Source organism: Priestia sp. SB1 (assembly GCF_038898415.1).
In genome coordinates this window covers 33,820-59,106 of record NZ_JBBJSS010000008.1, presented here as the reverse complement: position 1 = coordinate 59,106, position 25,287 = coordinate 33,820, and the positions used below count along the sequence as shown (strand labels likewise).

Genomic DNA, 25,287 nt, shown 5'->3' with positions numbered 1-25,287 from the left:
ATAATGATGCTATTTCAATCGGATGAAGGAAAGGAACCTTTAACTGTTGAGATACACACTGAAGTGGATATAGTAGAAGCGCGTCAGAAAGGACGGATGTTCTCTAACTGCTTAGGCTTCAGCACACTTGATCAAGCCCGAATTATTACGACTATTTCAGAATTGTCCAGAAATATATATAAATATGCCACGACGGGAAAAATTATAATGGAAATAATAGAGAATCAACTTGAAATAGGACTCAAAATAATAGCTATAGATAAAGGACCAGGCATTAAAAATATTCAACAAGCGCTAGAAAGTGGCTATACAACGTCAGGGGGATTAGGCGTTGGTTTATCAGGGGTAAAAAAATTAATGGACGAATTCACCATATCATCTCAAGAAGATTATGGCGTTAACATCGAGGTTATAAAATGGAAAAAAAGAAATAAATAAAAGAAACACAAGGTAAAAGGTTAAGAAAGAACTGACTTCCTCTTTACAAAAAACTCCTTTATTAAATAGGAGATAGCTTCTAAAAATATCATCCCCTGATGATCCTGCTCTAGGATACGGTTAAGATATTTCACATGCTTGAGTTGGTGCCTTCAGCATGTGCTTCTCCTCTATTAACTCTTAGCCGTAGGACAAAAATTTTTCTCTGCAGTAATCACAAGAAGCTTAGAAACATGAGAAAAAGGTGTGGGAAATTATGAACAATTCCATTTAATCTTTAAATGGAAGGAGCAAGCTCTCATGATAGAGAGCTTGCTCTTTTTATTTCTTAATATAATCCTATCTGACAAAAAACAGCCTGTTTCAAGTACACCAAAAACATACATTTATGATACATAGATTTTGAGATCATTTCTGGAACATTTCTACCCGTATTAGGGGCGCCATAGAGGGGGAGTGTGTAAAGAAGTTACCCCTTACTTAACTCAGTTATATAAACAAACAATCCTCATATACATTTATTGAATGGCTTCTTTAAACTTATCACGAAATAAAACATAATTCGATAAAGAGTACATAGGAGGAGAAAACATGTTTGTTTATATAGTTCAACCTGGTGATACGTTGTCTTCAATAAGCAGCAGATATGATTATCCCATTGCACAGCTCAGAAGTGTAAATGGGTTAGAAGAAACGAATATTGTTCCAGGTCAGGCCTTACTTATAGCTTCTTATGTATACACAGTTCAACCTGGTGATACAATGAGCAGCATTGCTAAAAAAGCTTATGTATCCTTAGAAGAATTAAAAAGGGTTAATTCTTCAGTTCATTATAATTATTTGCAGGTGGGAATGAAAATAAAAATCCCTAATATATCCAACTACATTGCAGGTACACTGCAATACTATGCTGTTCGAAATCCAGAATTAGATCGCAATTTAATTACTGATTTTGCAACTTATTCCTCGTCCATTTCTATTTTTGAATATCATTTTGGCAGCAATGGAGATATTATAAATAATTTAAACGATTTAGTAGCGATTGAAACGACTTGGAAAAACCGAGTTACACCGTTAGTTACGATTACTAATCTAACTTCTGAAGGATTTAGTTCTGATCTTGCCCATCAAGTTTTAAATAATCCTCAGGCAAGAAACAATCTTGTTAATAATATTTTTTATTTAGTATCTAGAAAAGGATACGGAGGGGTGAATATTGATTTTGAACGTGTAAAGGCCGAGGATAGAGATCTTTTTACAGGATTTTTACGTCAGTTGGGTGAACGTTTAAAACCTGCAGGGTACGTGTTGACCATAGCGGTTCCAGCCAAGACAAGCGAAGATATTCCTTGGTTAAAAGGGTATGATTACGGGGGAATAGGTGCAGTTGTTAACTATATGTTCATTATGGCATATGATTGGCATCATGCAGGCAGCGAACCAGGGCCTGTTGCACCTATTACTGAAGTACAAAGAACAATAGAATTCGCGATAAAAAGTATTCCTCGAAGAAAACTTATCATTGGAGTCCCGTTGTATGGATATAACTGGTCAATTCCTTACAGGCCTGGGACAGTAGCATCTGCTATATCAAATCAAAATGCGATTAAAACAGCGATGAGATATCAGTCGCCCATCCAATATTCAAAGGAGTACAAATCCCCATTTTTTCGATATAAAGATCAAGCGGGGCAGATGCATGAAGTATGGTTTGAAGATGTAAGAAGCATGAGTGAAAAAATGGTGTTAGTTCGTCAATTCGGCTTGCAAGCAATAGGAGCTTGGCAATTAACACTTGGATTTACGCCAGGGCCTTGGCTTTTAAAGAAATTTTTCACTATTAGAACGGTATAAATAGCAGTAGTCATTATGGATCAATCCAGAAAATTTCATGTATAGTAAATTATAAGAGGGTGGGGGGTTCTTCTATGGCAAAAAGGATAGATGTCTCAATAAAGCAGCATCAATTAAAACTATATGATGGAGCTAAATTAGTAAAGACATATCCTATTGCTGTAGGGAAAATGATTACTCCAACTCCAACTGGAAAATTTAAAATCATTAATAAAGATACGACCCCTCCAGCTGTATTTGGCCCCTTATGGATGGGACTGTCAAAGCCTACATATGGAATACACGGGACCAATGATCCAGCTTCTATTGGCAGAGATATGTCACATGGATGTGTCAGAATGGATAATGAAGATATTCTAGAACTTTCCTCTGCAGTTCCTATTGGAACGCCGGTTTATATACATAAATAATAGTTTAAGAAGAGCACGACTGTTTACATTTAGTTAATTGTCGAGATCGAGGGTATCAAAGTTTAAGGATATGCTATACAATCATGGGCTTTTTGTACGAAAACAAAAAAATACCCCGATTAACAGAGGTACTTTTAGCATTTTAACTTATTTTGATGCTGGAGACGTAGTAACTTCTGGAGACGTTACTTTGTCATAAAAATCTACGAATTTGTCACGATCCTCGCTATCACGGTAAGCCATAGCAACACGTGGATGTTCATTCAGCACACCAGAAATCATGTAAGGAATGATATAGCCCCATTCCCACTTTTGACGCATTTCAAGCATATGCTTTTCAATTACGCCAAGAATCGGCTTCATCTCATAGCTTGGTTTTGGTATGTAGCTAACAAGCAGCTCTGTGTTACAGTTACCAGCTGCACGGCCCATACCATAAACAGATGAATCAAGGAATGTAACGCCATTACGCATCGCAGTTAATGTATTAGCAAAAGCTAGTTGCATGTTGTTATGCGTATGGATCCCAAGCTGCTTGCTAGGAATCATGGCTTGGAACTTTTTCACTTGATGCTCGATATCGGCAGGGTCTAGGCTTCCAAAGGAGTCAACAATATACACAACATCTACGGGGCTTTTCTTTACCATTTCAAATGCTTCAATAAGCTGATTTTCCGGTACGCTAGATAGTGCCATAATGTTAAGTGAAGTCTCATAGCCTAAATCGTGGAACATTTTTATAAGCTCTAAGCCTTTATCTACTTCGCGAATATAGCATGCCACTCGAATCATATCTAACATACTTTGTTCACGCGGCAGGATGTCATTCGAATCTACACGCCCGATATCTACTAAAGCAGATAGCTTCGTGAACTTTTTCTCAGGGATAATTTCTTTGAGAAAGTTATCGTCAAGAAATCTCCATGGGTTGGGCTCAGTTGCTTGAAGAAGCTTAGGTGAATTTTTATAACCGATCTCCATATATTCAACGCCGGCTGCGCTTAGGCCGTTATATAAGTCTTGCACAAATTCAACGCTAAAATCCCAATTATTAATTAAACCTCCGTCACGAATGGTACAGTCTATAATTTTGCTATTATGTTCCATGGTATTTATTTCCTCCTATGTCGTCTATTTATGTATTTTTTTAAACTTTATCGCTTTTATGCTTTTAAGCACTAAACTCTCCTATTGTGTTTATACCATGACTGATTCAAAGGCGTCAATGTATTTTCTAAATGTGTCTATGCTTTACTGTATTCCATGGGTAGAAGATGCTTTATCTTTTCATCCGCTTGATGCTCTTAAAACAACACCAAGTTCAGCACTACAACCCCTAGTATATACAAACACACCCTTTATTACATCACTACTTACTGCAATAAAGGGTGTTTTTTAATTGAAACCGTTTATTAAGGAGAGGAACTGCCATTAGTATCTAGTATAGGTTTAGATTTCTCTATAATTAATCCATAAATTTGGAAAGATATTTAAAACCTGAGAAATAAAAGACTTTTTCACATTAACAGTTGTATACGAAGTATTAGCTGTTACTTAATCATTTTAATTTACTGGTCTTTACATCGTCCAAAACGTAAGAAATGATAAGAGTATAGAGGTAATAAACATCGCAATCAACGGCTTTAATGCTTTTGTTCGAAGAGCCTTCATACTTACATTTAACCCTAAGCCGACCATAGCCATTGTTAAAAGAAACGTGGTTAGAGTTGAAATATCATTCATAATCGTTTTAGGTATGATAAGGTGCTTGCCTACGACATAACTTCCAAAAATACTCATGATGATAAAACCTATTAAAAACCAAGGAAATTCAATCTTCGTATCCTTTTCCATTTTTCCTGTTCGCTTCATCCAGTACATTAAGATAAAGCTTAATGGCACAAGTAAAAGCACTCTGCCTAACTTAGCCAACAGGCCAATAGCTAGGGCGTCGCGTCCAGCTGGTGCTGCAGCTAGAGCTACATGGGCAATTTCATGGAGGCCAACGCCTGACCAAATTCCATATTGTATATTTGTTAAATGTATATAAGGTCTTAAAATGGTATATCCAATTGCAAATAGAGTTCCCACTAAAGCGATAACACCAGCTCCGATAGCTGTATCTTCTTCTTTTGCTTTTACAATCGGAGAAACAGCTGCAATAGCTGCCGCACCGCATATTCCTGTTCCTATTCCTAAAAGAAGAGATAAACCACGATCAGCCTTCATCCATTTGGCTAGAAGAATTGTTAAAACAATCGCAAATACAGCCGTTCCCACATCGCGAAGTAGCATTCCTAGCCCTTGATGAATAACAACATCAATATTAAGTTTTAGTCCATATAAAACAATCGCATAACGTAACAGCTTTTTACAAGAGAACTCAATTCCAAACCTTATTTTTTCGGGGTATCCCCAAATTTGACGATAGATTACTGCCATTATAATTGAACAGGCTAGTGGACCGATATGATTAAATCTCGGGACTTTCGCTAATCCATAAGCAAGTAAAGCAAAAAGAAAAGTAAAAGCAATTCCTCCGGCCCATAAAGAAACATTAGATGACGTCCGGGCATTTGTTCGTAAGAATACAGTCCGCTTTTGGGCTTTATTTATATTTATCATACATTTCATCTCCAATATGAATTCTTATCAAGCACGGCTTCACACAAGAAGTGTATAATTTAACTATAAAAGACATTTTATTATTAGTAAAATATAGATAAATCATTATTAAGATTAAAAATATTAATAAACGAAACAAAAAAAGAGCAAGTTGATCTTCAGAGTTACTGAAAATCAATTTGCTCCTTTTGTATGTTTTTATCCTTTAATTCTTTAAAAAATCATTCATACAAAAACATATGTGCTTATGAGAGAGATACAGTCTTACTAGTTGCTAAGCCTTTTTTACGTCTATACCATAGCACGATCAAACTGCCTAGCACGCAAAGGAAAGAAACGAGCTGAGCTATTCTGATATGAGAAGTTAGCATTAAGCTATCTGTACGCAATCCCTCTATAAAAAATCGTCCTATCGAATACCATAGTAGGTAAGTAAGAAAGACTTCGCCTCTTTTTAACAAAGATTTTCTTAGTACGATCAAGACAAGAACACCTATTATGTTCCAAAGGGATTCATAAAGGAATGTAGGATGATAATAAGTTCCATTGATATACATTTGATTAACAATAAAATCAGGTAAATGTAAAGTTTCTAAAAACTGACGTGTAACAGGTCCGCCATGTGCTTCTTGATTCATAAAGTTTCCCCACCGGCCAATAGCTTGGCCTAATAATAAGCTAGGAGCTAAAACATCAGCCATTTTCCAAAAAGAAAGATTCTTTTTTCTGCAAAACCATATAGCTGTTAATACAGATCCAATAATTCCACCGTGAATAGCTATGCCTCCATGCCAAATTGCTATAATTTCGCCTGGGTGGTCTTTATAGTAACTCCATTCAAAAAGTACGTAGTAAATTCGAGCAGTAACGATAGCAATGGGTAGTGCTAGCAGAAGTAAATCAGAGATGGTTTCTGAAGAGATACCTCGTTTCTTTCCTTCTTTCGAGGCTAACAAAAAGCCTAAAAAAGCTCCTATCCCTATAATAATTCCATACCAATGGACCTCAAGTGGACCAAGGTGGAAGGCGATAGGGTTTAAAGGTTGTGTGTGTTGGTTCATGTTTTTTCTCCTTTACTTCATATCGGTTTTCTTACATTTTTTTAGAGTGATATTAAATTAGAGTGCCTTTTTAGTATATCTAATTAGATATAGAAAGGACAACTTTTGCTTACGAAAGGCCACTATTTCTTTGCCTGCTTTAGTGTAACAGAATAGTCAAAATTAAAATAAACAGTACATTGACATAATTACCAAAATATACTATTATTTTAGACAATATATTGTCTAAAATGGAGGGTTAATATGGATATTTATAAAGATCTTTTTTTAATGCAGCAAACTTACGCTACCTTATTTTCTCTGGCAAATAAAGTCCAGGTGAAAGGAGATCAGTCTCTTGAGCTCTTAACATCAAGACAGCATATGGCGATGGTGGCAATTGCTCATTTACCTGAAGATGAAACAACGTTAAATAATATTGCTAGAAAATTAGGAACCACAAAACAAAGCGTCAAGCAGTTAATTACCATTATGGAAAAGAAGGGGTATGTTGACGTGGTTCCTAGCAGTAAAGATAAACGTGCAGTTAACGTGAAAATCACAAAAGAGGGAAAAGAGGCGCTGCTTGTTGTTTCAGAAAAAGGAATTTTCTTTTTGGAAGACCTTTTTAAAAAGTTTTCAACCGAAGAGTTGGAAATAATGTGGAAGCTTTTAAAGAAACTTTATAGCTTTGACGGGGAAGAACATGATGGATTTGAAGAAGAAGGCAACATCAAAATGGATGAAGATCACAATGAATTACAGTTGAGAGTGATAAGGGAGCTTGAAAGTCGAAGAGTTCAAGCAATTGATAATATAAAAAAGAACTTATAAAAATAAATTTGATAGGCTACTTTACTTTGAAGCATATCGATCCTTTTAATGATTTTCGAAATAAAGGATAAGGGAGAGCACTCATTATGTTTGAAATCAGTGATGAAACAGTACGATTAATTAACAAGACCTGTAGAGGAAAAAAGAATTTGAAATTAACCGTTGGCTATTTAACGGACAACCAATATGTTATCAAAATTTATAATGAAAGCGGTGAAATTGACTCATCCGAAAAATACCATTATGAAATTGGTTCTATTACTAAGACTTTTACTATATCGCTGCTATCAAAATACATATCTGAAAACAAGTTGACACTAAACGATTCTATACGAAAGTACATAAAAGAACTTAAGGAAGACACGTATTATCCTACATTGCTCCGCCTCGCTACTCACTCTTCTGGATATTCAGGAAGCTTACCTTTAAATAAACGGGAATATTTTAAAATAATTTTTAATTTGATTTTTGGCGGAAGTGATTTGAATAAAAATAATCCGTTACATATGGATTTTAACAAAATGAAGATGCTGATTGAAAAAAGTAAATTAAAAGAAGTAGATTATTCATGGAAGTATTCCAATTTCGGTATATCCCTTATTGGATACGTGTTGGGAATGATATCGGGGAAGGGGTATTGGGATACTATGAATGACTTTCTTCTTAATGAGCTTGGACTAAAGGATACTTGTTTAGGCGCTTCAAACAATAATCTACATGGCTATGACCGCAAAAATAATGATTGTGGCAACTGGCAGTGGGACAAGGGGAATTTTATATCACCTGCGGGCGCAGTATCCTCAACCGCTGATGATTTACTTAAATACGCAAAAATAAATATGGATGAAGATAACCCATATCTGTCTTTTTGTTATAAAAAATACGCCAATGGAACAAAGAAGTTTGATATGGGTCTTGGATGGTTGCTTTTAAAGAAAAACAATAATGTGATATTGCACGGCGGTGGAACAGGATGCTTCAGCTCATTTTTAGGGATTGATAAAGAAAAGAAAGTTGCTTCCGTCGTTTTAGCTAATTATAGACTAAGTAGAAATAAGGATGAACATATAGGAATGTCTTTATTAGAAAGCCTCCAAAATTCAAAAGATATATAAGGATGGAAGACAATTTGAAAGACTGTCGCCGAATATGACCGACCTTCAAGAAGCATAGAATATGCTTCTTTTTTTGAGGAAACCGTGCTATTATCATTAAGGTTTGTAAGGAACCGAAGATTTTTGTCTTTCCGTACATTTTTTTGGTATAGTGTTAGAAATAAGGAGTGGGTAAGTTGGTTTTCACTGAATTTTTCCAGCAGTTTCCCGTAAAGGTTTTAACGGTAGGGCTGCTGATTGTACTTATCGTTTATTTTATTCGCAAATTCATTAAGCTTTTCTTTGATAAAACGAGCTTTTTAGATGAAAAACGAGAAGAGACGCTCATGCACTTTTCTAATCAGGTCACAAGAGTATTGGGGCTGGCTTTTTTCTTTATTTATGTGCTTAGCCATTTCTTTGACTTCGGAAAGATTCTCACTAGTTCGGTAGTGTTAGCCAGTGCCCTGGCAATAATCCTCCAGCATATCATCCGTGATTATATAATGGGACTGACTTACTTGTTTGAACGCCAGATCCACCACGGAGATTATGTTATTCTCAACGGAAACCGTCAAGGGAAAATAGAAGAAATTACGATGCGTTACTTAAAGATTCGTCAATATGACGGCTACCTCTATACCGTCTCATATAGCAACATTACGGAACTTCAGAACGGAACCCGAGGAAGACGCCGGGTAAATGAAAGTCTTATTCTCAACTATAGGCAAAACCCGGACGATGCCTTCAAAGTAATGGAGCAGGTAGCACAAACATGTAACGAGAAATATGGTCAATATTTGTTAAAAGATGTGAATGGAATTCCTATAGAGAGCTTTCAATTCAATCAAATTACTGAACTGAACGTAGGTTTTAAAGGTCACCAATATTCATTATCAGGACTTGTAAAGGAAGCTGATTTTGTAGAAGCGAGCCAAAAGGTACGATATGAACTCGCAATGGCTGCCTACAAAAATGACCTTATGATGGCTGAAAGCTTCGAGACAAGCCATTAAAAATAAAACTCGTACCTTGTTTATATACAAACTTTTATATTTAAGATATAAACACCCTTTTGATTTTTCAAAAGGGTGTTTTTTATTTTTAAAAATATCTATTAAGTACTTCTCTAGTACAGATTAATTATCTGAAACAGAACAAATTAATTAGTACATCTAAATTATTCTTCTAGTGACATGGTAAAATTAAACAAAGTACGTAAAAAGGTAAAGGGGGATTAACTATGACGCAAAAATCTAATTATACAAAAATCAACTCCGAAATGTGGGATGAATGGGCTTCAGCTGGAGGAGAATGGTCATTAGCTATTAATCATCAAGATTTTGTAGATGCAACTCAAGGTAATTTTGATATCTACTTAACACCTTGTAAGCCTGTTCCGCATAACTGGTTTATTCCATTTAAAAAAGCGAAAATATTGGGACTTGCTAGCGGAGGAGGACAGCAGTGCCCAGTCTTTGCAGCCCAACATGCGGAAGTTACGGTTTTTGACTACTCTGATAAGCAATTAGAATTAGAAAAAATGGTGTCCACTAGAGAAGGCTACTCTATTGACTTAGTTAAAGGGGATATGAGTAAGACATTTCCATTTGAAGATGAGACGTTCGATATGATTTTTAACCCTGTATCAAACTGCTATGTTCAAGATGTTGAACACGTTTGGCAAGAATGTTTTAGAGTTCTTAAAAAAGGTGGCGTCCTGCTATCTGGCTTTGCAAATCCTGCTCTTTATTTATTTGGAGAAGATGAGAAAGCATTACAAGTGGTTAATAAATTACCTTATGATGGAACTAAAAACACAGTAGAAAATGATGAAGAACTTATAAAAAATGGCGGTGTACAGTTTAGCCATTCATTAGAAACTCAAATTGGCGGACAGCTAAAAGCTGGATTCACCTTACAAGATCTTTATGAAGATCATCACCACAAGGGAAAAATCACCAAATATATGCCTTGTTATATTGCGACTAAATCTATTAAATAATAGTTGATTATCATGTTGAATAAGCTACCGCAACTTTTTCCAATTAGGCGATACCGTAGATTATGATGGTATTACGTATGGAGTCTGGATATTTGAAGAAGGAACATTTATTAATGAAGGTGATGGAGGTTATGATAACTGGGCCTTTAGAGGTTGGTTTGAACGCACAGGAGATGACGAGAAAACAGTCAATTTTCATAGACCTTAACTAAAGATAACATAAGACTCCCATCAGGGAAGAGCATATGAAGAGCCTTTACCGCCATGGTAAGGGCTCTTTTCAATATTTGAAAGCCTGAGACCGGATGTTTATAAGCATGCAGAATAGAAATTTGTATATCATCTACAGCTTAAAAAGAGAAAAGCTCCTGTTGCGTCTGAGCAGGAAGCTTATACTAATTCAACCTTAGTTTTTATTTTTGGTTTGTAAATATTCTTTTTGAAACATACACATTCTTATAGCGTTATGATAGCTTCCATCGACAAAAAATTCATCTTTTAACTCACCTTCAATAGAAAAACCGACCTTCTTATAGATATGAATTGCTTTTTCGTTTTCCTTGTCTACAATTAAGTAAAGTTTATGCATATTCAATACCGAAAAGGCATAATTCATTGCTAGATTTGTGGCAACCATGGCGTAACCATGACCTTGATATGTAGGGTCAATGATAATTTGAAACTCTGCTCTACGATGAATATAATCAATTTCGACCAATTCCACTAATCCAAGCATATCCCCGTCCTTTTCTAGTATGAACCGACGCTCACCTTGATCGTGAATATGTTTATCATATAAGTCCTGTAGCTCTACAAAAGCTTCATAAGGCTCTTCAAACCAATAAGACATAATATTTGCATCATTATTGAGTTCATGGACAAATTTTAAATCTTCTCTTTCCAAAGGACGTAACTTAAGTTCCTTATTCATTTCTCAAACCTCCATATTCTAGCATTACTTTAGCACTTTCCGTTTTAAATGTAAAAGTTGCTGTAGTTTTAAAAAATAACAAGACATAGTGCGATGTTTTACATATTTATTAAAAGAGCAATAGTATAATTTAAACATCTTGTAAGTGAAACTCATTAACTTTAAGGAGTATCTTATGAAAAAAGTAGTTGGTATTTTTCTTATTTTACTGTGTTGTATAAACCAAAGGGTTGAGGCAGCTAATCAGCCTTCAGTAGAACCTATACATCATGAGATCTACGTTTCTCCTACAGGGGACGACAAAAACTTAGGTACTAAAAGCAAACCTTTTAGAACATTAAGAAAGGCAAGTGAAGCAGCTCCACCCGGAACTACGGTTTACATCAGAGGTGGCATTTATTACGAACAATTAATTATTAGCCGTTCAGGTACTAAACAAGAGCCTATTATTTTCAGGAACTATAAAAGTGAAAAGCCCCTTATTAGTGGAGAAAAAATAAAGCAGTCTACACAAATAGACTGCTTCTTAATTAATTATTTACCTGTTTCGGCAAAACGCTGAATACGCTCACCAATTTCATCACGGACACGTTGAAAGAATGCCCATTTCTCTTCATCTGTTCCTTCTGCTTTTGCAGGATCATCAAATCCCCAGTGTTCACGCTTCACATGAGGAGGTGTTACGGGGCAATGATCAGCTGCATGGCCACATAATGTAACCACTAAATCTGCATTATTTAAAATTTCAGGATCAATAATATCAGATGTTTGGTTTGAAATATCAACACCAGCTTCTTTCATTGCTTTTACAGCGTTAGGATTTAATCCATGAGCTTCTAATCCCGCACTGCGTACATCCCATTCATTGTTATTTAGATATTTTTTTGCCCATCCTTCAGCCATTTGGCTACGGCAAGAGTTACCTGTACATAAGAAATAAAGTGTTTTTTTAGACATGTGTAAAATCTCCTTTATGATGTGTTAAGAAATAATTGATAACCAAATATATAAACCAACAAGTGTAATAAACAATGTTGGGATGGTTAAGATAATACCTGTTTTAAAATAAGTTCCCCAAGAAATCTTAACTCCTTTTGTCGAGAGAACATGAAGCCATAAGAGCGTCGCTAGAGAGCCAATAGGTGTAATCTTTGGTCCTAAATCCGAACCAATGACATTTGCATAAATCAGAGCTTCTTTAATCGTACCTGTTGCAGAAGTTGCATCAATGGCCAAAGCATCAATCATCACGGTTGGCATGTTGTTCATAGTCGATGAGAGAATGGCTGCAATAAATCCCATACCAATGGTTGCTGCAAATAATCCTTGATCAGCGGTTGTTTGAATAAGGCTTGCTAGCACTTCACTTAGCCCCACATTGCGTAATCCATACACAACAACATACATACCAATCGAAAAGAAAACAATCGCCCACGGAGCTCCTGCTAACACTTTTCTCGTGTGAACAGCCGGGCTTTTTCTTGCTATTCCTAAGAATAAAATGGCAATAATACCTGCGATAATAGAAACTGGAACATTGAAGAACTCACCAATAAAGTAACCAAGAACTAAAATAAATAAAACGATTCCTGATAAACGGAACATTTTCATGTCTTTAATGGCCTCAACAGGTTTCTGTAAATCATCTAGATTGTATTTCTTAGGGATGCTTTTACGAAAATACAAATACAAGACAGTAATACTTGCCAAAAGTGAAAATAAATCTGGCACAATCATGCGTGAGGCAAATTCAGAAAAACGAATACCAAAGAAATCAGCTGATACAATGTTGACCAAGTTACTTACTACAAGAGGTAACGATGTTGTATCCGCAATGAATCCACTGGCGATAATAAAAGGAAAGACCATTTTATCTTCAAATTTGAGTGCCCGCACCATAGCAAGTACGATAGGTGTTAGAATTAAGGCTGCCCCATCATTTGCGAATAATGCGGCTACTACAGCTCCTAGGAGGGATACATATACAAACATGCGAACGCCATTTCCTCCTGCAGCACGCGCCATATGTAACGCTGCCCACTCAAAAAATCCAATTTCATCTAAAATTAAAGAAATAATAATAACTGCAATAAACGTTAACGTTGCGTTCCATACAATTTGAGTTACATCCAGCACGTCATGGAAATCAACCACACCTGCTAAAAGAGCTATTACTGCGCCTCCACACGCTGACCAACCAATAGACAAGTTCTTTGGCTGCCAAATGACAAAAATCAATGTCACTAAGAAGATGAGGGAGGCTACTATAACTGATACCACTTTACAAACCTCCTACTATTAGCAACAACTAATGCGTAATCCTTGTTTTTCTAGTTCTTTTAATCGTCCATCTTCGCTTGGTAAAGATTCAAGTATATTAAGGACAAACTGATAATAGCCGGTTTCTTTATTTAATGAATAGAAAATCCAATGTCCTTGTCGTCTTTCCTTTACAAGTTCGATATCTCTTAATTTACGCAAGTGTTGGCTAATAGCCGGTTGACTTGCTTTATAAATTTCAACTAGCTCACAAACACAGCACTCGTTATTTTGGAGCAGTTTCATCATAGATAATCTTGTCTTATCGCCAAGCAGCTTCAGTATCTGTGCTGCTTTCTCCATTTCTATTTGTACTTTTACATCCAATCCAACTCACCTCCTTATTTTCAAATATAATTATATAAGTATTTTATTATACATTCAACAAAAATATACACTACTATTAAACAAAAAAATTTGATTAATGTCTTGATTTATCTAAATTTTCCAGATATGATGAATACATCAAAAAAAATTGATTTATAAAAGTGAGAGTGAAAGCAGTGAGAGTCAACAACTCTGGAAACTTATCGGTTACGTACTTTCGAGCCTATTTTCATTTAGTTATGAACACTCAAGGGATGAACTATAAGGAAGCACAAAGTCTAATCTTTCAGCGTTTTTTTCATCAAGATCCTACGTTAAGAGGGGAAACTACATACAGTAACTTTAAAAAAGCTACCGAGAGCTTCGAACTTTAAATCAAAAAAAATTGATGAAGGAGAATGACAATGGAAACAGTCAAGGAAGGAAAGCACCCATTTAAACAGTACGAACAAAAATTTAAAGCTCTTGCTGATCAAAAGAGATTAGAAATTATGTATGAGCTCTGCCAGCGAGGACAGACATGCGTATGTGATCTAACTGAATTCTTTGGGATGTCTCAATCTAAACTTTCCTACCACTTAAAGATTTTATTAGAAGCAAACCTCATCACAAAAGAAACAAAAGGGACATGGAGTTATTACGATTTAAATGATAAAGAGGTGAACCATCTCTTATCAGAAGAACTATGCTGCTTGTTTAGAAAAGATACAAGTAAAAGCGGCCCATGTTCTTAATTTACTACATTCCAAATAATATTATTTAGCATGCGAAGGAGGAAGTGTGAATGAAATATGTTCATGTAGGAATTAATGTAACGAATCTAGAGGCGTCCATTAAGTTTTATCAAAAGGTATTTGGCGTTCAACCTGTGAAAACGAAAATAGATTATGCTAAATTCTTGTTAGATGAACCCGGATTAAATTTCACCTTGAACGTACGTGACGATGTAAAAGGTAATCAAGTGAATCATTTCGGCTTCCAAGTAGAAACTCCTGAGGAGATTCATTCTCATAAATCACGACTAGAAAAAGAGGGATTCTTTGCTCGGGAAGAAATAGATACGACCTGCTGCTATGCTGTGCAAGATAAGTTTTGGGTAACAGATCCTGACGGGAACGAGTGGGAGTTTTTTTTTACGAAATCTGATAGTGAGGTTCATAAGACTGAGGATAGCGTTGGGGTGAATGAAAAGTCACCTGCCAGCAACTCATGTTGCTGATGCTTAAATGACAAAAAAGACAGGAAGAAGTAGACTCTTTCTGTCTTTTTTATTTAGCATAAAATCGATTATGTTTAGTGGAGTTTTCTTACTAAGACAGCTAACTGTAAACAAGAAAATCTCGTGATGTACGTCCTTTAACTCGACTAAACAGTTATTTTGTTTCTGTATGAGAAATATTCCAAGGGTCAACAAACATCATTCTTTCTTCTTTAATTGAATCTCTCTTACCTTTTGACGAAGATGATCTGGCCACCACGCTCCACAATCATCAGATACAATGCAAGCAGCGCATGTTTTGAAATCATAAACCATCATCTCCTTGATTGGGGGAGAGTAGAGATGAAGAGTAACTAGACCCGCGCCTTCAGCACTCTTCATCTTGTGCACACCTTTCTTGGGAGCAAAAAAAAGCTTACCTTTTCCCTGATGCTGAGAAAACAGCTCTTCTGGCATTTGGTTTTCTTTAACTTCGTAAACCGTATTTATAGTTGTACCATTTACTACTTGAATCCATCCATGCGAATGACCGTGATCGTGAGGAGCACACTCTATTGCTGACCAATTCATAACAAGTAATTCCACTTCGTCATTTTGATAGAGAAGCTTTCTATAGTATGGCTTGTCTTTTGCTGACTGCAATAGTGGTTTTAAATCATTAAAGTTTATATCTAAAGCCAAAAGAGCCTCTCTCAGTTCCAATTTGGTAGGGGAGTCCAAGTTATCTAAAATATGCTTTACCTGTTCAATTAAGCTCATACACGCATTACCTCCTTATGAGCAGCACAAATTTTTGGTTTTTCTGCATAGCTACAATTTTTTGTTTCTCCACGGCAAGTACCTTAAAAAAGTTAGTAGTCTTCCATTGGCTACAATCACTCCCACTATAATTATGACTCCTCCTAATATGCTGACGGGAATAATCTTTTCTCGTAACAGTAAAACAGCTGTTATCAATGTCGCTACTGGTTCTAAATAAAGGAACAGAGATACCTGGGACGCCTCTAAAACCTCTAATGCCTTTGCCCAGTACCAATAGGCAACACCTGAAACGAATACACCGAGAAATAATAAATGAGCCCACTCCACGCTTGTTAAAAAAGGCATGATCTCCCAGCCTTTATTTCTTACGAGAAAAGGAGTCGTTAGAGTAAATCCTATTAAACACATATAAAACGTAACAACAAGAGAGGGAAGTTGGATATCCAGCTTTTTTAATAGGACAGAATAGATTGCCCAGTTTAACGTACTTAAAATCATTAACAGGTAACCGATATTAACCGGAAGCTGAAGTGAATGCTGATTGCTAGAAGTGGTCACCAGTAGAACGCCAATAATAGCTACAATAATCCCTGATGCTTTTAATAACGTCATCTTTTCATGCAAAAAAAATACGGAGAGAATGACCGTAAATACAGGAGAAAACGAAATAATCCACCCTGCTGCAGAAGCATTTATTGTGAGAAGTGCTGTTGCCTGAATAACTTGATGAATGAATACTCCAAGGATACCTAACACAATCAAATGAGGAATATACTTAAGCGGAATGTTTAATGGATATCTCTTTAGCACTAATAATACCAATAAAAAAAGTGCCCCAATTCCAAAACGAAGAACAAGGAGTGTGTATGGATCTAGTTTATCTAAAACAGCTTTGGTAGAGACAAAGGAAATTCCCCAAAAACTAATAGACATTATTGCATAGAACGAGGCAGCAAATTTAACCTTTGACGCAATCATAGGATCAATTTCCTTTCAACAATAAAGGTATCTTTTATTAACTAACATATGCCTTTTCGAAAGGAAAATGAAAAAAATCATGCCATTCTAAAAAAAATAGTAGAAACTTTAGTATTTGTATCGTTATCACTATTTCTTAATCTTCATTAAAATAGCTATAGATGTTTATGTATAGAAAACTAAATTTGGGAGTTTATAGCCATGTATAGGCTAAATTCTAAAGAGTCTGTTACCAAAAATAAAAATGCCAACTCTCCTTAATTATTGAGACTCTTTTATTCCTTCTTCCTGCTTGCTTATATAAGCATTGCCCCATTTCTCTAAAGATTTAAGTATTGGGATAAAACTTTCTCCAAGCTCTGTTAAATAATATAAAACTCTTTTAGGGTTATCGTTTGTTTCTTCTCTTTCTATTAATCCGTCTTTTTCCATATCGCGAAGCTGGAGTGTAAGGATGCGCTGAGTAATACCCGGTATTTCACGGCGCATTGCATTATAATACATAGGTGACTTTGATAACAAAGACAAAATAATGCCTTTCCATTTACCGCCCATAATATGCATCGCTAATTCAATTGGACAGGCTTGCTTTACAGTTAACGTACAAGGGCCGTATTGATCACTTTTAAACTCTGACATTTCCTCACCTCAATGGGGAGTAACAAATTTGTGCCTTCTTGTTACTCCTATTTTTTCTGACTACACTTATGATATCAAATAAATCAGAAGAAGGTGTATGAATTGGAATTGGTTCAAATATCTGAACATGTTTATAGGCTCACTTATGAAACCGTCGTTGGTATCCGAGTTAAGATCAATACATGGTACATAGTGGATGGTGAGGATGTTTATCTCATCGATACCGGAATGGAAGACTATGCATATGCGCAGTTGAATGCAGCAAAATCTTTAGGTATTCCCAAGAGTATCTTGCTGACACATGGCCATTTGGATCACATTAATGGTGCCAAGTATTTAAAAGATCATTTAAATATTCCTATTTACGCACACGAAATTGAAACGCCTTTTATCAATGGCGAAAAACCGTATCCAAACAAGGCAGAAAAAGAAACAACAGGTGTAGAACATCAAGTTGAAGGTTTAAGTGACAATATCATTAAAACGTTACCCGTAGACGTATATCTAACACCCGGCCATACCCCAGGACATGTCATATACCATCATAAAGATGACAATGTGCTGCTAACTGGAGACTTATTTTTTTCTAATGCTGAATCCTTACATCCACCGATTCGAAAGTTCACAGTTGATATGGATGAAAATATTAATAGCGGGCGAATTATAGATAAAATTAAACCCTCTATTATTTCTTCTTCACATGGCGAAGATGTCAAATACAGCAATGATTTATATTCTATTTATAAATTTATCTATGAATAAGAGGGAAAAACATGAAAATACAATTATTTCAAATGGAGATTATTGAAGGAGAAGTTAAGCAAAACGAAAACCGTATTGTATCCTTATTTGCAGAAAAGCTGGATATAGATACGGAAATTGTTGTAATACCTGAAATGTGGAACACTGGTTATGATTTAAAAAATGTAGCACAAAAAGCTGATATTGACTTACAGAGGGCTTTTCCTTTTATCCAAAGTTTAGCAACCGAGCATCAGGTGAATATCATTGCAGGTTCAGTCTCAAATAAAAGGAATAAAAACATTTATAATACGGCCTTTGCGGTATCAAAAACAGGGGAGCTACTCTACCAAAAAGATAAGATACATCTCGTGCCGATGTTAGATGAACATCATTATTTAACAGGTGGAGATGAAGTACCGGAAGTATTCAAAATTAACGGTATCAAAACTAGTCAAATTATATGTTACGATTTACGTTTTCCAGAAATCACACGCTTTCCGGCTTCTCAAGGTGCAAAAATTGTATTCTACGTTGCACAATGGACTATTAAAAATATAGACCATTGGAAAACACTATTGAAAGCACGAGCTATAGAAAATGGTGTATACGTCATTGCATGTAACAGCGTGGGGAATGTGAATCATAAAAATCATGTCGGCAACACATACGCTGGACATTCAATGGTCATCGATCCAAATGGAAACATTATAGAAGAGGGGAGAGACAAAGAAGAAATCATAACAGCAGAAATCCATATACAGAAAGTTACAGAACAACAAAAAAACATCCCAATATTTGAAGGCCTGAGACCCAATGTTTATAAGCGTGCGGAATAGAGATTTATATATTATTTATAGCGTAAAGGCCAGCACATGACTGTGTCTCATTGCTTTTCCATACTGAAAAGCACCCTTTTTAGAATACTAGTATCAGTATGGAAAAGTTATATGTTTCTTACGTCAGGACTGAAAACTCTACATCTTTTCTTGATAATATTTCCGATAGACGTTAGGAGTTATATTTTCATATTTTTTAAATGTCTTGATGTAATATCCAGGATCATTAAAACCTAATTCATCGCTAATCTGTGCAATAGACAAATCCGTTTCTTCTAATAATTGCTTGGACCACTCTATTTTTTTGAGCGAAATAAAAACAGAAAAATTCATACCCGTTTCCTTGGTAAATATACGGCTGAAATAACCTGTGCTAATGTGACATAAATCAGCCATCTTTTGCTGAGATATTTTTTCTCTTTTATGTTTATAAATGTAGTCAAAGGCTGGCTGTAATACTTTGTTTTTACAAACTAAGTGATCGTTAATAGACGTTTTTACATAAGCATTAGTAACTGTGTTGGCTAATTCCTTTTTTATATTTTGAATATTATCTAGAGAATAACCGTAAGAAATATCTTCAGTAGAAAGGTCCTCTTTTACTGGAGCCATCTTTTCATATACTTCTAAAATTAAGTTTTTATTCATAGCTTCCTCTACAATGTAGTTACAAAGCCTATATAACATTTGAGCAGCTTCGTTAATTTCTGTATAGGATAGAGTAGGAATAGAATCATATAGATGCTGTATTTCTTCATTATTATTTAACTTCTGTTCAAATCCTTTCGATGGAACAGTAAGCATTTGTTCTAATTGAGGATGTTTGTCACCATCCTCAATTTTTACTTCTCCCGCCATGATAGCGCCTACATATTTATCATCAATTATAATGGGAATGGCAATATCGACAATATTCCAGTGGCATAAATAGATATAAGGAGCATTGGTTCTAACTGCCTCTAATCCTCCCCGCGCATCGCACTTTTCACAAAGTTTTGCTGTAGTAGGATCTTTACGCATAGTCTCACAAAACGGACGTACACCACTGTGTTGAGAAATGGGCACTCCTTTATAGTTAACAGTGACAATCGCTAGTTTTGTAACAAGCGCAAGTGAATCTTGAAGATTTCGCCATTTTTTTAAATCTAGTATTTTATCTAAATTCATGTAAGTAGTTTTCAATGATGTTTTTATCTCCCTTGCTTCTACTTCCCTTGTGGTAGTTTGGATTACCTACTTGAGAATACCTTTATTTTATTCCTGAGTTTGTAAAATAAAAGAGTGTTAAGTGATAAAGGTAACCTCTTTTCAACGTGAACCTAGTAGTATTTTCACCTGAAATAATGTCATAATAATACCATATTAAATGAAGAGAGCAAAAAAATACGATAAAAAGTTGTAAAAACTCGTCATTTAAGACTAATGTAATCTTACACAAAAGATAGTAAAATTCCGATTGTAAGGGATTACAAAGTTAATTAGGAGGTTTTATTTATGAGAAAAGCATTTATTAGTCCTTCAAAATACATTCAAGGTGAAGATGAGATTTTAAATTTAGGTTATTTTGTGAAAACATTTGGTACCTCTGCACTTTTAATAGCACATCCTGAAGACATTAAACGTGTACAAGGCAAATTAGATGCAACAGCAGAAAAATATGGTATTACATTTTTTGAAGGCGGATTCAATGGCGAATGTTCAAGACCAGAAATTTCTAGATTGCAGGAAATAGCAAAAGAAAACAACTGTGATTGTACAATTGGTTTAGGTGGCGGTAAGGCAATTGATACGGCAAAATGTGTAGCAGAGGGAGAAGGGTTAATTATCGTCCCAACAATTGCTGCTACGGATGCACCTACAAGTCATTCCGCAGTTATCTATACACCAGAGGGTGCTTTTGATGATTACGCATACTTTAAGCAAAGCCCAAGTGTTGTATTAATTGATACAACAGTCATTGCTAATGCACCTACTAGATTCTTAGTATCTGGTATGGGGGATGCGTTATCTACTTATTTCGAAGCAAGAGCAACAGCACGTTCTTTCTCTAATGTAAATGCTGGATTACCTTGTGGAGTGCGTGAGGACGTATGTGCACCAGCAAAAGGTACAAATGCAGCGCTAGTTTTAGCAGAACATTGCTACAACACTCTATTAGAGGACGGAGTTAAAGCAAAAGCAGCAAGCGATCATAATGTTGTTACTCCAGCCTTAGAAAACATTATTGAAGCCAATATCTTATTATCAGGATTAGGGTTTGAAAGTGGTGGATTAGCTGGAGCACATGCCATTCATGATGGGCTTACTCTTTTAGAAAGTGCGCACCACTACTTCCACGGTGAAAAAGTAGCTTTTGGTACATTAGCACAATTGGTATTGGAAAATGCGCCAACTGAGGAAATAGAAGAAGTGTTAGATTTCTGTTTAGCAGTAGGACTCCCAGTTTGTCTTGCTGATATTGGAGTAGAACAAATTACACAAGAAGAGTTAATGGAAGTAGCTAACAAAGCTTGTATTCCAGAGGAATCTATTTATTCTATGCCATTCCCTGTTACTCCAGAGTCAGTAGCTGCAGCTATCCTTGCAGCAGATCAAATTGGAAATGATTATAAGAAGAGGTTGATATAAGATGAAAAAAATTATTAATAAACCAGAAGATGTCGTACTTGAGATGTGTAAAGGGATGGTTCTAGCACATCAGGAACTGAGTTTAATTGAAAAATATAAAATCATTAAAAAAGAACAAATTAACAAAAATAAAGTAAGCATAATTAGCGGGGGCGGCAGTGGACATGAACCTGCTCATGCTGGGTATGTCGGGAAGGGTATGTTAGATGCAGCAGTTTGTGGTGATGTATTTGCCTCACCTTCTCAAATACAGATTTATCAAGCCATTAAAGAAACTGCTAGCGATAAGGGAACTTTACTCGTGATTAAGAACTACAGTGGTGACATGATGAATTTCAAGAATGCTGCTTATCTAGCTGAAGAAGATGGAATTCAAGTGGATTATGTAAAAGTAGATGATGATATCGCTGTACAGGACAGTTTATATACAGTTGGAAGACGTGGAGTGGCTGGTACTGTTCTTGTCCATAAAATAGCAGGTGCTGCAGCAGAACGCGGATATGATCTATCAAAAGTGAAAGAGGCAGCAGAAAGCGCTATTGCGAATGTTAAAAGCATTGGTATTGGATTAACTTCTTGTACAGTTCCCGCTAAAGGAACTCCTACTTTCGAGATTGCAGAAGATGAGATGGAATTTGGCGTTGGCATTCATGGAGAACCTGGTATCCGTCGTGAAAAAATTGTTTCAGCAGACGAACTTGCAGAGCGCATGGTAACGGCATTATTAAAAGAAATAGGGATAGAAGATGGAAAAGGAGAAGTGGCTGTCCTAATTAATGGATTTGGAAGCACACCTCTTCAAGAACTGTATTTATTAAATCATTCTGTCATTCGTGAATTGTCACGTAGAAAAGTAACGATTGCAAGAACGTTTGTCGGAAACTATATGACAGCCATTGATATGGCCGGTGCTTCTATTTCGATTATGAAATTAGATGAAAACTTAAAGAGTCTCCTATCTGAAGAGTGCGATACTCCTGCGTTAAAAATCAAAGGTGAAGTACCAGCTGTCACTTATGATGAAATCATCGGTAGCGTAGAGGCCCCGAAAGTGTCTTATGAGGTGCAAACCAACAAAGAATATTCCGTAGTAACGGAAAATCGATTGACGTTGAATAATATTATTTTTATGGTAGACCAAATGAGTGAATGTATTATTAGAAATGAAATACCGTTTTGTGAATTAGATTCCCATGCTGGTGACGGAGACTTTGGTATGAGTGTTGCTAAAGGGTTCAAACAGTTGAAAGCTGAATGGCACGAAATTCTAGAAAATAAATCAAATGATATTGGCAACTTCTTAGAGGCTTGTTCCATCGTTATCATGGAGCATTGTGGCGGGGCATCAGGTCCTATTTGGGGATCAGCATTTCGTGCGGCTGGAAAGAACACCGAATCTAAAACCGAACTGACTTTAACAGAATTTGCTGAAATGATCCAAGCGTCTGTAAAAGGCATTCAAGCAACAGGAGAACGTTCTTTTGGACGTGGAGCTGTTGTAGGAGATAAAACTTTAATCGATGCTTTAGTACCTTATGCAGATACGTTAACATCAAGTGCTGCTGAGGATGAAAGATTGAAACATGCTCTTGTCAAAGCAGCAGAAGCTGCTGTTGAAGGAGCAAAATCAACTGAACAGATTGTTGCACGTATGGGGCGTGCTGGTACGGTTGGAGAAAGAAGCCTTGGTTATCCGGACGCAGGTGCACATGGATTAGGTGTAATTTTTACTGAAGTAGCTCAAGTAATGCAAGAAAAACAGTAAAATTTGGTATTATCTCCTCTAAGTATAGTGTAAAGAAATTACTCTTTGAGAGTGAGGGTTACACTATATTTGGAGGGGGATTTTTTTATGGGGCACAACAACAAGTTTTTGCAACCGAGTTTAATTTAGATGTAGTAAAAATGCACAATAACCAATAGTATTTCAAGGATAAAAAAGAAAAACATAAAGTGAACGAGCCCTTGATTATCAAGGGCTCGTTTTTAGCATGTCTCCCGGAATAATGTATACAAGAGAATGAATTGTTTTTTGTTCCTATAATAAGGATTATTTTATAAATTAAAATTTCAATAACTATAAATATTAAAAGCATAAACCTACTTTTTACAAAAAAGATATTTCTTTGGCTGGTTTGTACAAAACTTTCTCCTTTACAACTAGATGCGTTTATTGTATGATTACAAAATAGGAACATTCGTTCGATATTAAGGGTTTAGAGATAAATAAAGGAACAATAGAATAAACCAAGACAGTTAAACACAAAATTTTCTCGCACGGAGCAAAAACATTTGAGCCAATCCTTATTATTTATCCATATACATTGTCGTTTACTGTAAACGTACTAACAATCGGAGGTTTTAAATTATGAATGATAAACAAGCAGCACTAGATATGGCTCTAAAACAAATTGAAAAACAATTCGGTACAGGATCAATTATTAAGATGGGGGAAGGCACACATACAAAAGTTGAGGCATCTAGCTCAGGTTCATTAGCTTTAGATATCGCTCTTGGAATTAATGGTTATCCAAAAGGAAGAATCATGGAAGTGTACGGACCCGAAAGCTCAGGTAAAACAACAGTTTCCTTACATGCGATTGCAGAAGTACAAAAAAATGGAGGTCGAGCTGCCTTTATTGATGCTGAACACGCACTTGATCCAGTTTACGCAAGAAAACTAGGTGTAGATATTGATGAGTTACTGTTATCTCAACCAGATACTGGTGAGCAGGCACTTGAAATTGCTGAAGCATTAGTTAGAAGTGGTGCTGTAGATATTATTGTTGTTGACTCAGTAGCAGCATTAGTTCCGCAAAAAGAAATTGAAGGGGAAATGGGAGATTCTCATGTAGGTCTACAAGCTCGCTTGATGTCTCAAGCCCTTCGTAAACTATCTGGAGCAATTAATAAGTCTAAAACCATTGCTATCTTCATCAATCAAATCAGGGAGAAAGTAGGCGTTATGTTTGGAAATCCGGAAACAACGCCAGGTGGAAGAGCACTAAAATTCTATTCTTCCGTTCGCCTTGAGGTTCGCCGCGCTGAACAACTTAAACTGGGAAATGACATAGTTGGTAACAAAACAAGAATTAAAGTAGTCAAAAATAAGATGGCACCTCCTTTCCGCATTGCTGAAGTAGATATTATGTATGGAGAAGGTATCTCAAGAGAAGGAGAAATCTTAGATATTGGTTCTGAAGTAGATATTGTTCAAAAGTCTGGATCTTGGTTTTCTTATAATGGGGAACGTTTAGGGCAGGGACGAGAAAACGCTAAGGTTTTCTTAAAAGAAAACCCTGAAATCAGAGAAGAAATTAGAAAAAACATTATCGATTTTAAATATGGTAATACTGACAACGATAATGATATTGATAACGATAACGATAGTGAAAACGAAAGCTAATAAAAGCTTAAAATGCCTTTCCCGGCAGCTTCAAGCCCATCCATTTCACTGATTTCACTTCATTATTTTGGTCATTTTATGCGATTTATAGTAGCCAGCAGGGAGCTGATATTGTCTTAATTCAAAAGGAGCTTGGCCACAGTGATCGTAAAATAACGGAACGTTATCTAGAAAAGGTTTTTCAGAGAAAACAAAAAA

The 25,287-nt window shown here is 35.9% G+C and carries 26 protein-coding genes and 1 pseudogene; 16 read left to right on the top strand and 11 right to left on the bottom strand.

Annotated elements, in window-relative coordinates; genetic code table 11:
* Positions 1-6: 6 nt before the first annotated feature.
* The 3 genes from WKH56_RS26420 (at position 7) to WKH56_RS26410 (ending at position 2,702) form a co-directional block, all read left to right on the top strand.
* Complete coding sequence (locus WKH56_RS26420; protein ID WP_168761367.1) at positions 7-438, top strand: ATP-binding protein; 432 nt, start codon at positions 7-9, stop codon at positions 436-438.
* A gap of 591 nt (positions 439-1,029) precedes the next feature.
* The gene (locus tag WKH56_RS26415) at positions 1,030-2,292 is read left to right on the top strand and encodes a glycoside hydrolase family 18 protein (RefSeq protein ID WP_028413826.1); all 1,263 of its coding nucleotides are present in this window, start codon (positions 1,030-1,032) and stop codon (positions 2,290-2,292) included.
* A 74-nt stretch (positions 2,293-2,366) separates the two neighbouring features.
* A complete protein-coding gene (locus WKH56_RS26410; protein WP_013056432.1) occupies positions 2,367-2,702 on the top strand; it encodes a L,D-transpeptidase in 336 nt (111 codons plus the stop codon).
* A 147-nt stretch (positions 2,703-2,849) separates the two neighbouring features.
* On the opposite strand, the gene WKH56_RS26405 is transcribed toward WKH56_RS26410, so the two are convergent.
* The 3 genes from WKH56_RS26405 to lgt form a co-directional block, all read right to left on the bottom strand.
* On the bottom strand, positions 2,850-3,809 hold the full coding sequence (locus WKH56_RS26405; RefSeq protein WP_014460650.1) for an aldolase catalytic domain-containing protein: 960 nt from the start codon (positions 3,807-3,809) through the stop codon (positions 2,850-2,852).
* A gap of 471 nt (positions 3,810-4,280) precedes the next feature.
* Complete coding sequence (locus WKH56_RS26400) at positions 4,281-5,327, bottom strand: YeiH family protein (protein WP_221833600.1); 1,047 nt, start codon at positions 5,325-5,327, stop codon at positions 4,281-4,283.
* Positions 5,328-5,572: 245 nt separating this feature from the next.
* The gene (lgt, locus tag WKH56_RS26395) at positions 5,573-6,388 is read right to left on the bottom strand and encodes a prolipoprotein diacylglyceryl transferase (RefSeq protein WP_048018669.1); all 816 of its coding nucleotides are present in this window, start codon (positions 6,386-6,388) and stop codon (positions 5,573-5,575) included.
* A gap of 243 nt (positions 6,389-6,631) precedes the next feature.
* On the opposite strand from lgt, the gene WKH56_RS26390 reads away from it, so the two are divergent.
* From WKH56_RS26390 to WKH56_RS26370, 5 genes and pseudogenes are all read left to right on the top strand, one after another.
* A complete protein-coding gene (locus tag WKH56_RS26390; RefSeq protein ID WP_028413823.1) occupies positions 6,632-7,201 on the top strand; it encodes a MarR family winged helix-turn-helix transcriptional regulator in 570 nt (189 codons plus the stop codon).
* 86 nt (positions 7,202-7,287) lie between these two features.
* Positions 7,288-8,316, top strand: a complete 1,029-nt coding sequence (locus WKH56_RS26385) for a serine hydrolase domain-containing protein (RefSeq protein ID WP_342836984.1) — start codon at positions 7,288-7,290, stop codon at positions 8,314-8,316.
* Positions 8,317-8,492: 176 nt separating this feature from the next.
* Positions 8,493-9,311, top strand: a complete 819-nt coding sequence (locus WKH56_RS26380) for a mechanosensitive ion channel family protein (protein WP_034264905.1) — start codon at positions 8,493-8,495, stop codon at positions 9,309-9,311.
* Positions 9,312-9,538: 227 nt separating this feature from the next.
* Positions 9,539-10,300 carry a class I SAM-dependent methyltransferase gene (locus WKH56_RS26375; protein WP_168760619.1) on the top strand — a complete coding sequence of 254 codons (762 nt, stop codon included), beginning with the start codon at positions 9,539-9,541 and terminating at the stop codon, positions 10,298-10,300.
* Positions 10,301-10,358: 58 nt separating this feature from the next.
* Positions 10,359-10,508 (top strand): annotated as a pseudogene (locus WKH56_RS26370) (stress protein); the annotation flags it as partial.
* A 198-nt stretch (positions 10,509-10,706) separates the two neighbouring features.
* Here the strand turns inward: WKH56_RS26370 and speG are convergent.
* Entirely contained in the window at positions 10,707-11,231 is a 525-nt protein-coding gene (gene speG, locus WKH56_RS26365) for a spermidine N1-acetyltransferase (protein ID WP_013056444.1), read from the bottom strand.
* Positions 11,232-11,406: 175 nt separating this feature from the next.
* Between speG and WKH56_RS26360 the strand changes: the two genes are divergently transcribed.
* Entirely contained in the window at positions 11,407-11,793 is a 387-nt protein-coding gene (locus WKH56_RS26360) for a DUF1565 domain-containing protein (protein WP_243494454.1), read from the top strand.
* Here WKH56_RS26360 and arsC read toward each other — a convergent pair.
* Genes arsC through WKH56_RS26345 form a run of 3 tightly spaced genes read right to left on the bottom strand, consistent with a single transcriptional unit; the run spans position 11,766 to position 13,877 of the window.
* On the bottom strand, positions 11,766-12,188 hold the full coding sequence (gene arsC / locus WKH56_RS26355; protein ID WP_049163975.1) for an arsenate reductase (thioredoxin): 423 nt from the start codon (positions 12,186-12,188) through the stop codon (positions 11,766-11,768). The genes WKH56_RS26360 and arsC overlap by 28 nt on opposite strands.
* Before the next feature lie 24 nt (positions 12,189-12,212).
* Positions 12,213-13,511, bottom strand: a complete 1,299-nt coding sequence (locus WKH56_RS26350) for an arsenic transporter (protein ID WP_310884334.1) — start codon at positions 13,509-13,511, stop codon at positions 12,213-12,215.
* An 18-nt stretch (positions 13,512-13,529) separates the two neighbouring features.
* On the bottom strand, positions 13,530-13,877 hold the full coding sequence (locus tag WKH56_RS26345; RefSeq protein WP_154972799.1) for an ArsR/SmtB family transcription factor: 348 nt from the start codon (positions 13,875-13,877) through the stop codon (positions 13,530-13,532).
* A gap of 404 nt (positions 13,878-14,281) precedes the next feature.
* Here WKH56_RS26345 and WKH56_RS26340 point away from each other — a divergent pair, with 404 nt between their 5' ends.
* Positions 14,282-14,611 carry an ArsR/SmtB family transcription factor gene (locus WKH56_RS26340; protein ID WP_033578631.1) on the top strand — a complete coding sequence of 110 codons (330 nt, stop codon included), beginning with the start codon at positions 14,282-14,284 and terminating at the stop codon, positions 14,609-14,611.
* Between the two features lie 50 nt (positions 14,612-14,661).
* Complete coding sequence (locus tag WKH56_RS26335) at positions 14,662-15,096, top strand: ArsI/CadI family heavy metal resistance metalloenzyme (RefSeq protein WP_310884335.1); 435 nt, start codon at positions 14,662-14,664, stop codon at positions 15,094-15,096.
* A gap of 198 nt (positions 15,097-15,294) precedes the next feature.
* Here WKH56_RS26335 and WKH56_RS26330 read toward each other — a convergent pair whose 3' ends face one another.
* From WKH56_RS26330 to WKH56_RS26320, 3 genes are all read right to left on the bottom strand, one after another.
* Complete coding sequence (locus tag WKH56_RS26330) at positions 15,295-15,855, bottom strand: cysteine dioxygenase (RefSeq protein ID WP_048018678.1); 561 nt, start codon at positions 15,853-15,855, stop codon at positions 15,295-15,297.
* Between the two features lie 51 nt (positions 15,856-15,906).
* Positions 15,907-16,836 carry a DMT family transporter gene (locus WKH56_RS26325; RefSeq protein WP_221833585.1) on the bottom strand — a complete coding sequence of 310 codons (930 nt, stop codon included), beginning with the start codon at positions 16,834-16,836 and terminating at the stop codon, positions 15,907-15,909.
* A gap of 261 nt (positions 16,837-17,097) precedes the next feature.
* Positions 17,098-17,475, bottom strand: coding sequence for a winged helix-turn-helix transcriptional regulator (locus tag WKH56_RS26320; RefSeq protein WP_047751227.1), 378 nt, complete (start codon positions 17,473-17,475; stop codon positions 17,098-17,100).
* Positions 17,476-17,577: 102 nt separating this feature from the next.
* Between WKH56_RS26320 and WKH56_RS26315 the strand changes: the two genes are divergently transcribed.
* Both WKH56_RS26315 and WKH56_RS26310 read left to right on the top strand, forming a co-directional pair.
* Positions 17,578-18,237 (top strand): MBL fold metallo-hydrolase, encoded by a 660-nt coding sequence (locus WKH56_RS26315; protein ID WP_221833583.1) that lies wholly within the window; start codon positions 17,578-17,580, stop codon positions 18,235-18,237.
* 11 nt (positions 18,238-18,248) lie between these two features.
* On the top strand, positions 18,249-19,055 hold the full coding sequence (locus WKH56_RS26310; RefSeq protein WP_221833582.1) for a carbon-nitrogen family hydrolase: 807 nt from the start codon (positions 18,249-18,251) through the stop codon (positions 19,053-19,055).
* Between the two features lie 138 nt (positions 19,056-19,193).
* Here WKH56_RS26310 and WKH56_RS26305 read toward each other — a convergent pair whose 3' ends face one another.
* Positions 19,194-20,237, bottom strand: a complete 1,044-nt coding sequence (locus WKH56_RS26305; RefSeq protein ID WP_155726306.1) for a PocR ligand-binding domain-containing protein — start codon at positions 20,235-20,237, stop codon at positions 19,194-19,196.
* A 312-nt stretch (positions 20,238-20,549) separates the two neighbouring features.
* Here WKH56_RS26305 and WKH56_RS26300 point away from each other — a divergent pair, with 312 nt between their 5' ends.
* The 3 genes from WKH56_RS26300 to recA all read left to right on the top strand — a co-directional run bounded on the left by WKH56_RS26300 (position 20,550) and on the right by recA (position 25,089).
* The gene (locus WKH56_RS26300) at positions 20,550-21,683 is read left to right on the top strand and encodes a glycerol dehydrogenase (protein WP_028413806.1); all 1,134 of its coding nucleotides are present in this window, start codon (positions 20,550-20,552) and stop codon (positions 21,681-21,683) included.
* 1 nt (position 21,684) lies between these two features.
* Positions 21,685-23,448, top strand: a complete 1,764-nt coding sequence (gene dhaK / locus WKH56_RS26295) for a dihydroxyacetone kinase subunit DhaK (RefSeq protein WP_310884336.1) — start codon at positions 21,685-21,687, stop codon at positions 23,446-23,448.
* A 603-nt stretch (positions 23,449-24,051) separates the two neighbouring features.
* Complete coding sequence (gene recA, locus WKH56_RS26290) at positions 24,052-25,089, top strand: recombinase RecA (protein ID WP_063247019.1); 1,038 nt, start codon at positions 24,052-24,054, stop codon at positions 25,087-25,089.
* Positions 25,090-25,287: the final 198 nt, after the last annotated feature.

Bases quoted from the DNA above. Each gene is read 5' to 3' on its own strand.
- WKH56_RS26420 (WP_168761367.1), top strand. From the start codon at position 7: ATGCTATTTCAATCGGATGAAGGAAAGGAACCTTTAACTGTTGAGATA.
- WKH56_RS26415 (WP_028413826.1), top strand. From the start codon at position 1,030: ATGTTTGTTTATATAGTTCAACCTGGTGATACGTTGTCTTCAATAAGC.
- WKH56_RS26410 (WP_013056432.1), top strand. From the start codon at position 2,367: ATGGCAAAAAGGATAGATGTCTCAATAAAGCAGCATCAATTAAAACTA.
- WKH56_RS26405 (WP_014460650.1), bottom strand. From the start codon at position 3,809: ATGGAACATAATAGCAAAATTATAGACTGTACCATTCGTGACGGAGGT.
- WKH56_RS26400 (WP_221833600.1), bottom strand. From the start codon at position 5,327: ATGATAAATATAAATAAAGCCCAAAAGCGGACTGTATTCTTACGAACA.
- lgt (WP_048018669.1), bottom strand. From the start codon at position 6,388: ATGAACCAACACACACAACCTTTAAACCCTATCGCCTTCCACCTTGGT.
- WKH56_RS26390 (WP_028413823.1), top strand. From the start codon at position 6,632: ATGGATATTTATAAAGATCTTTTTTTAATGCAGCAAACTTACGCTACC.
- WKH56_RS26385 (WP_342836984.1), top strand. From the start codon at position 7,288: ATGTTTGAAATCAGTGATGAAACAGTACGATTAATTAACAAGACCTGT.
- WKH56_RS26375 (WP_168760619.1), top strand. From the start codon at position 9,539: ATGACGCAAAAATCTAATTATACAAAAATCAACTCCGAAATGTGGGAT.
- speG (WP_013056444.1), bottom strand. From the start codon at position 11,231: ATGAATAAGGAACTTAAGTTACGTCCTTTGGAAAGAGAAGATTTAAAA.
- WKH56_RS26360 (WP_243494454.1), top strand. From the start codon at position 11,407: ATGAAAAAAGTAGTTGGTATTTTTCTTATTTTACTGTGTTGTATAAAC.
- arsC (WP_049163975.1), bottom strand. From the start codon at position 12,188: ATGTCTAAAAAAACACTTTATTTCTTATGTACAGGTAACTCTTGCCGT.
- WKH56_RS26340 (WP_033578631.1), top strand. From the start codon at position 14,282: ATGGAAACAGTCAAGGAAGGAAAGCACCCATTTAAACAGTACGAACAA.
- WKH56_RS26335 (WP_310884335.1), top strand. From the start codon at position 14,662: ATGAAATATGTTCATGTAGGAATTAATGTAACGAATCTAGAGGCGTCC.
- WKH56_RS26330 (WP_048018678.1), bottom strand. From the start codon at position 15,855: ATGAGCTTAATTGAACAGGTAAAGCATATTTTAGATAACTTGGACTCC.
- WKH56_RS26325 (WP_221833585.1), bottom strand. From the start codon at position 16,836: ATGATTGCGTCAAAGGTTAAATTTGCTGCCTCGTTCTATGCAATAATG.
- WKH56_RS26320 (WP_047751227.1), bottom strand. From the start codon at position 17,475: ATGTCAGAGTTTAAAAGTGATCAATACGGCCCTTGTACGTTAACTGTA.
- WKH56_RS26310 (WP_221833582.1), top strand. From the start codon at position 18,249: ATGAAAATACAATTATTTCAAATGGAGATTATTGAAGGAGAAGTTAAG.
- WKH56_RS26300 (WP_028413806.1), top strand. From the start codon at position 20,550: ATGAGAAAAGCATTTATTAGTCCTTCAAAATACATTCAAGGTGAAGAT.
- dhaK (WP_310884336.1), top strand. From the start codon at position 21,685: ATGAAAAAAATTATTAATAAACCAGAAGATGTCGTACTTGAGATGTGT.
- recA (WP_063247019.1), top strand. From the start codon at position 24,052: ATGAATGATAAACAAGCAGCACTAGATATGGCTCTAAAACAAATTGAA.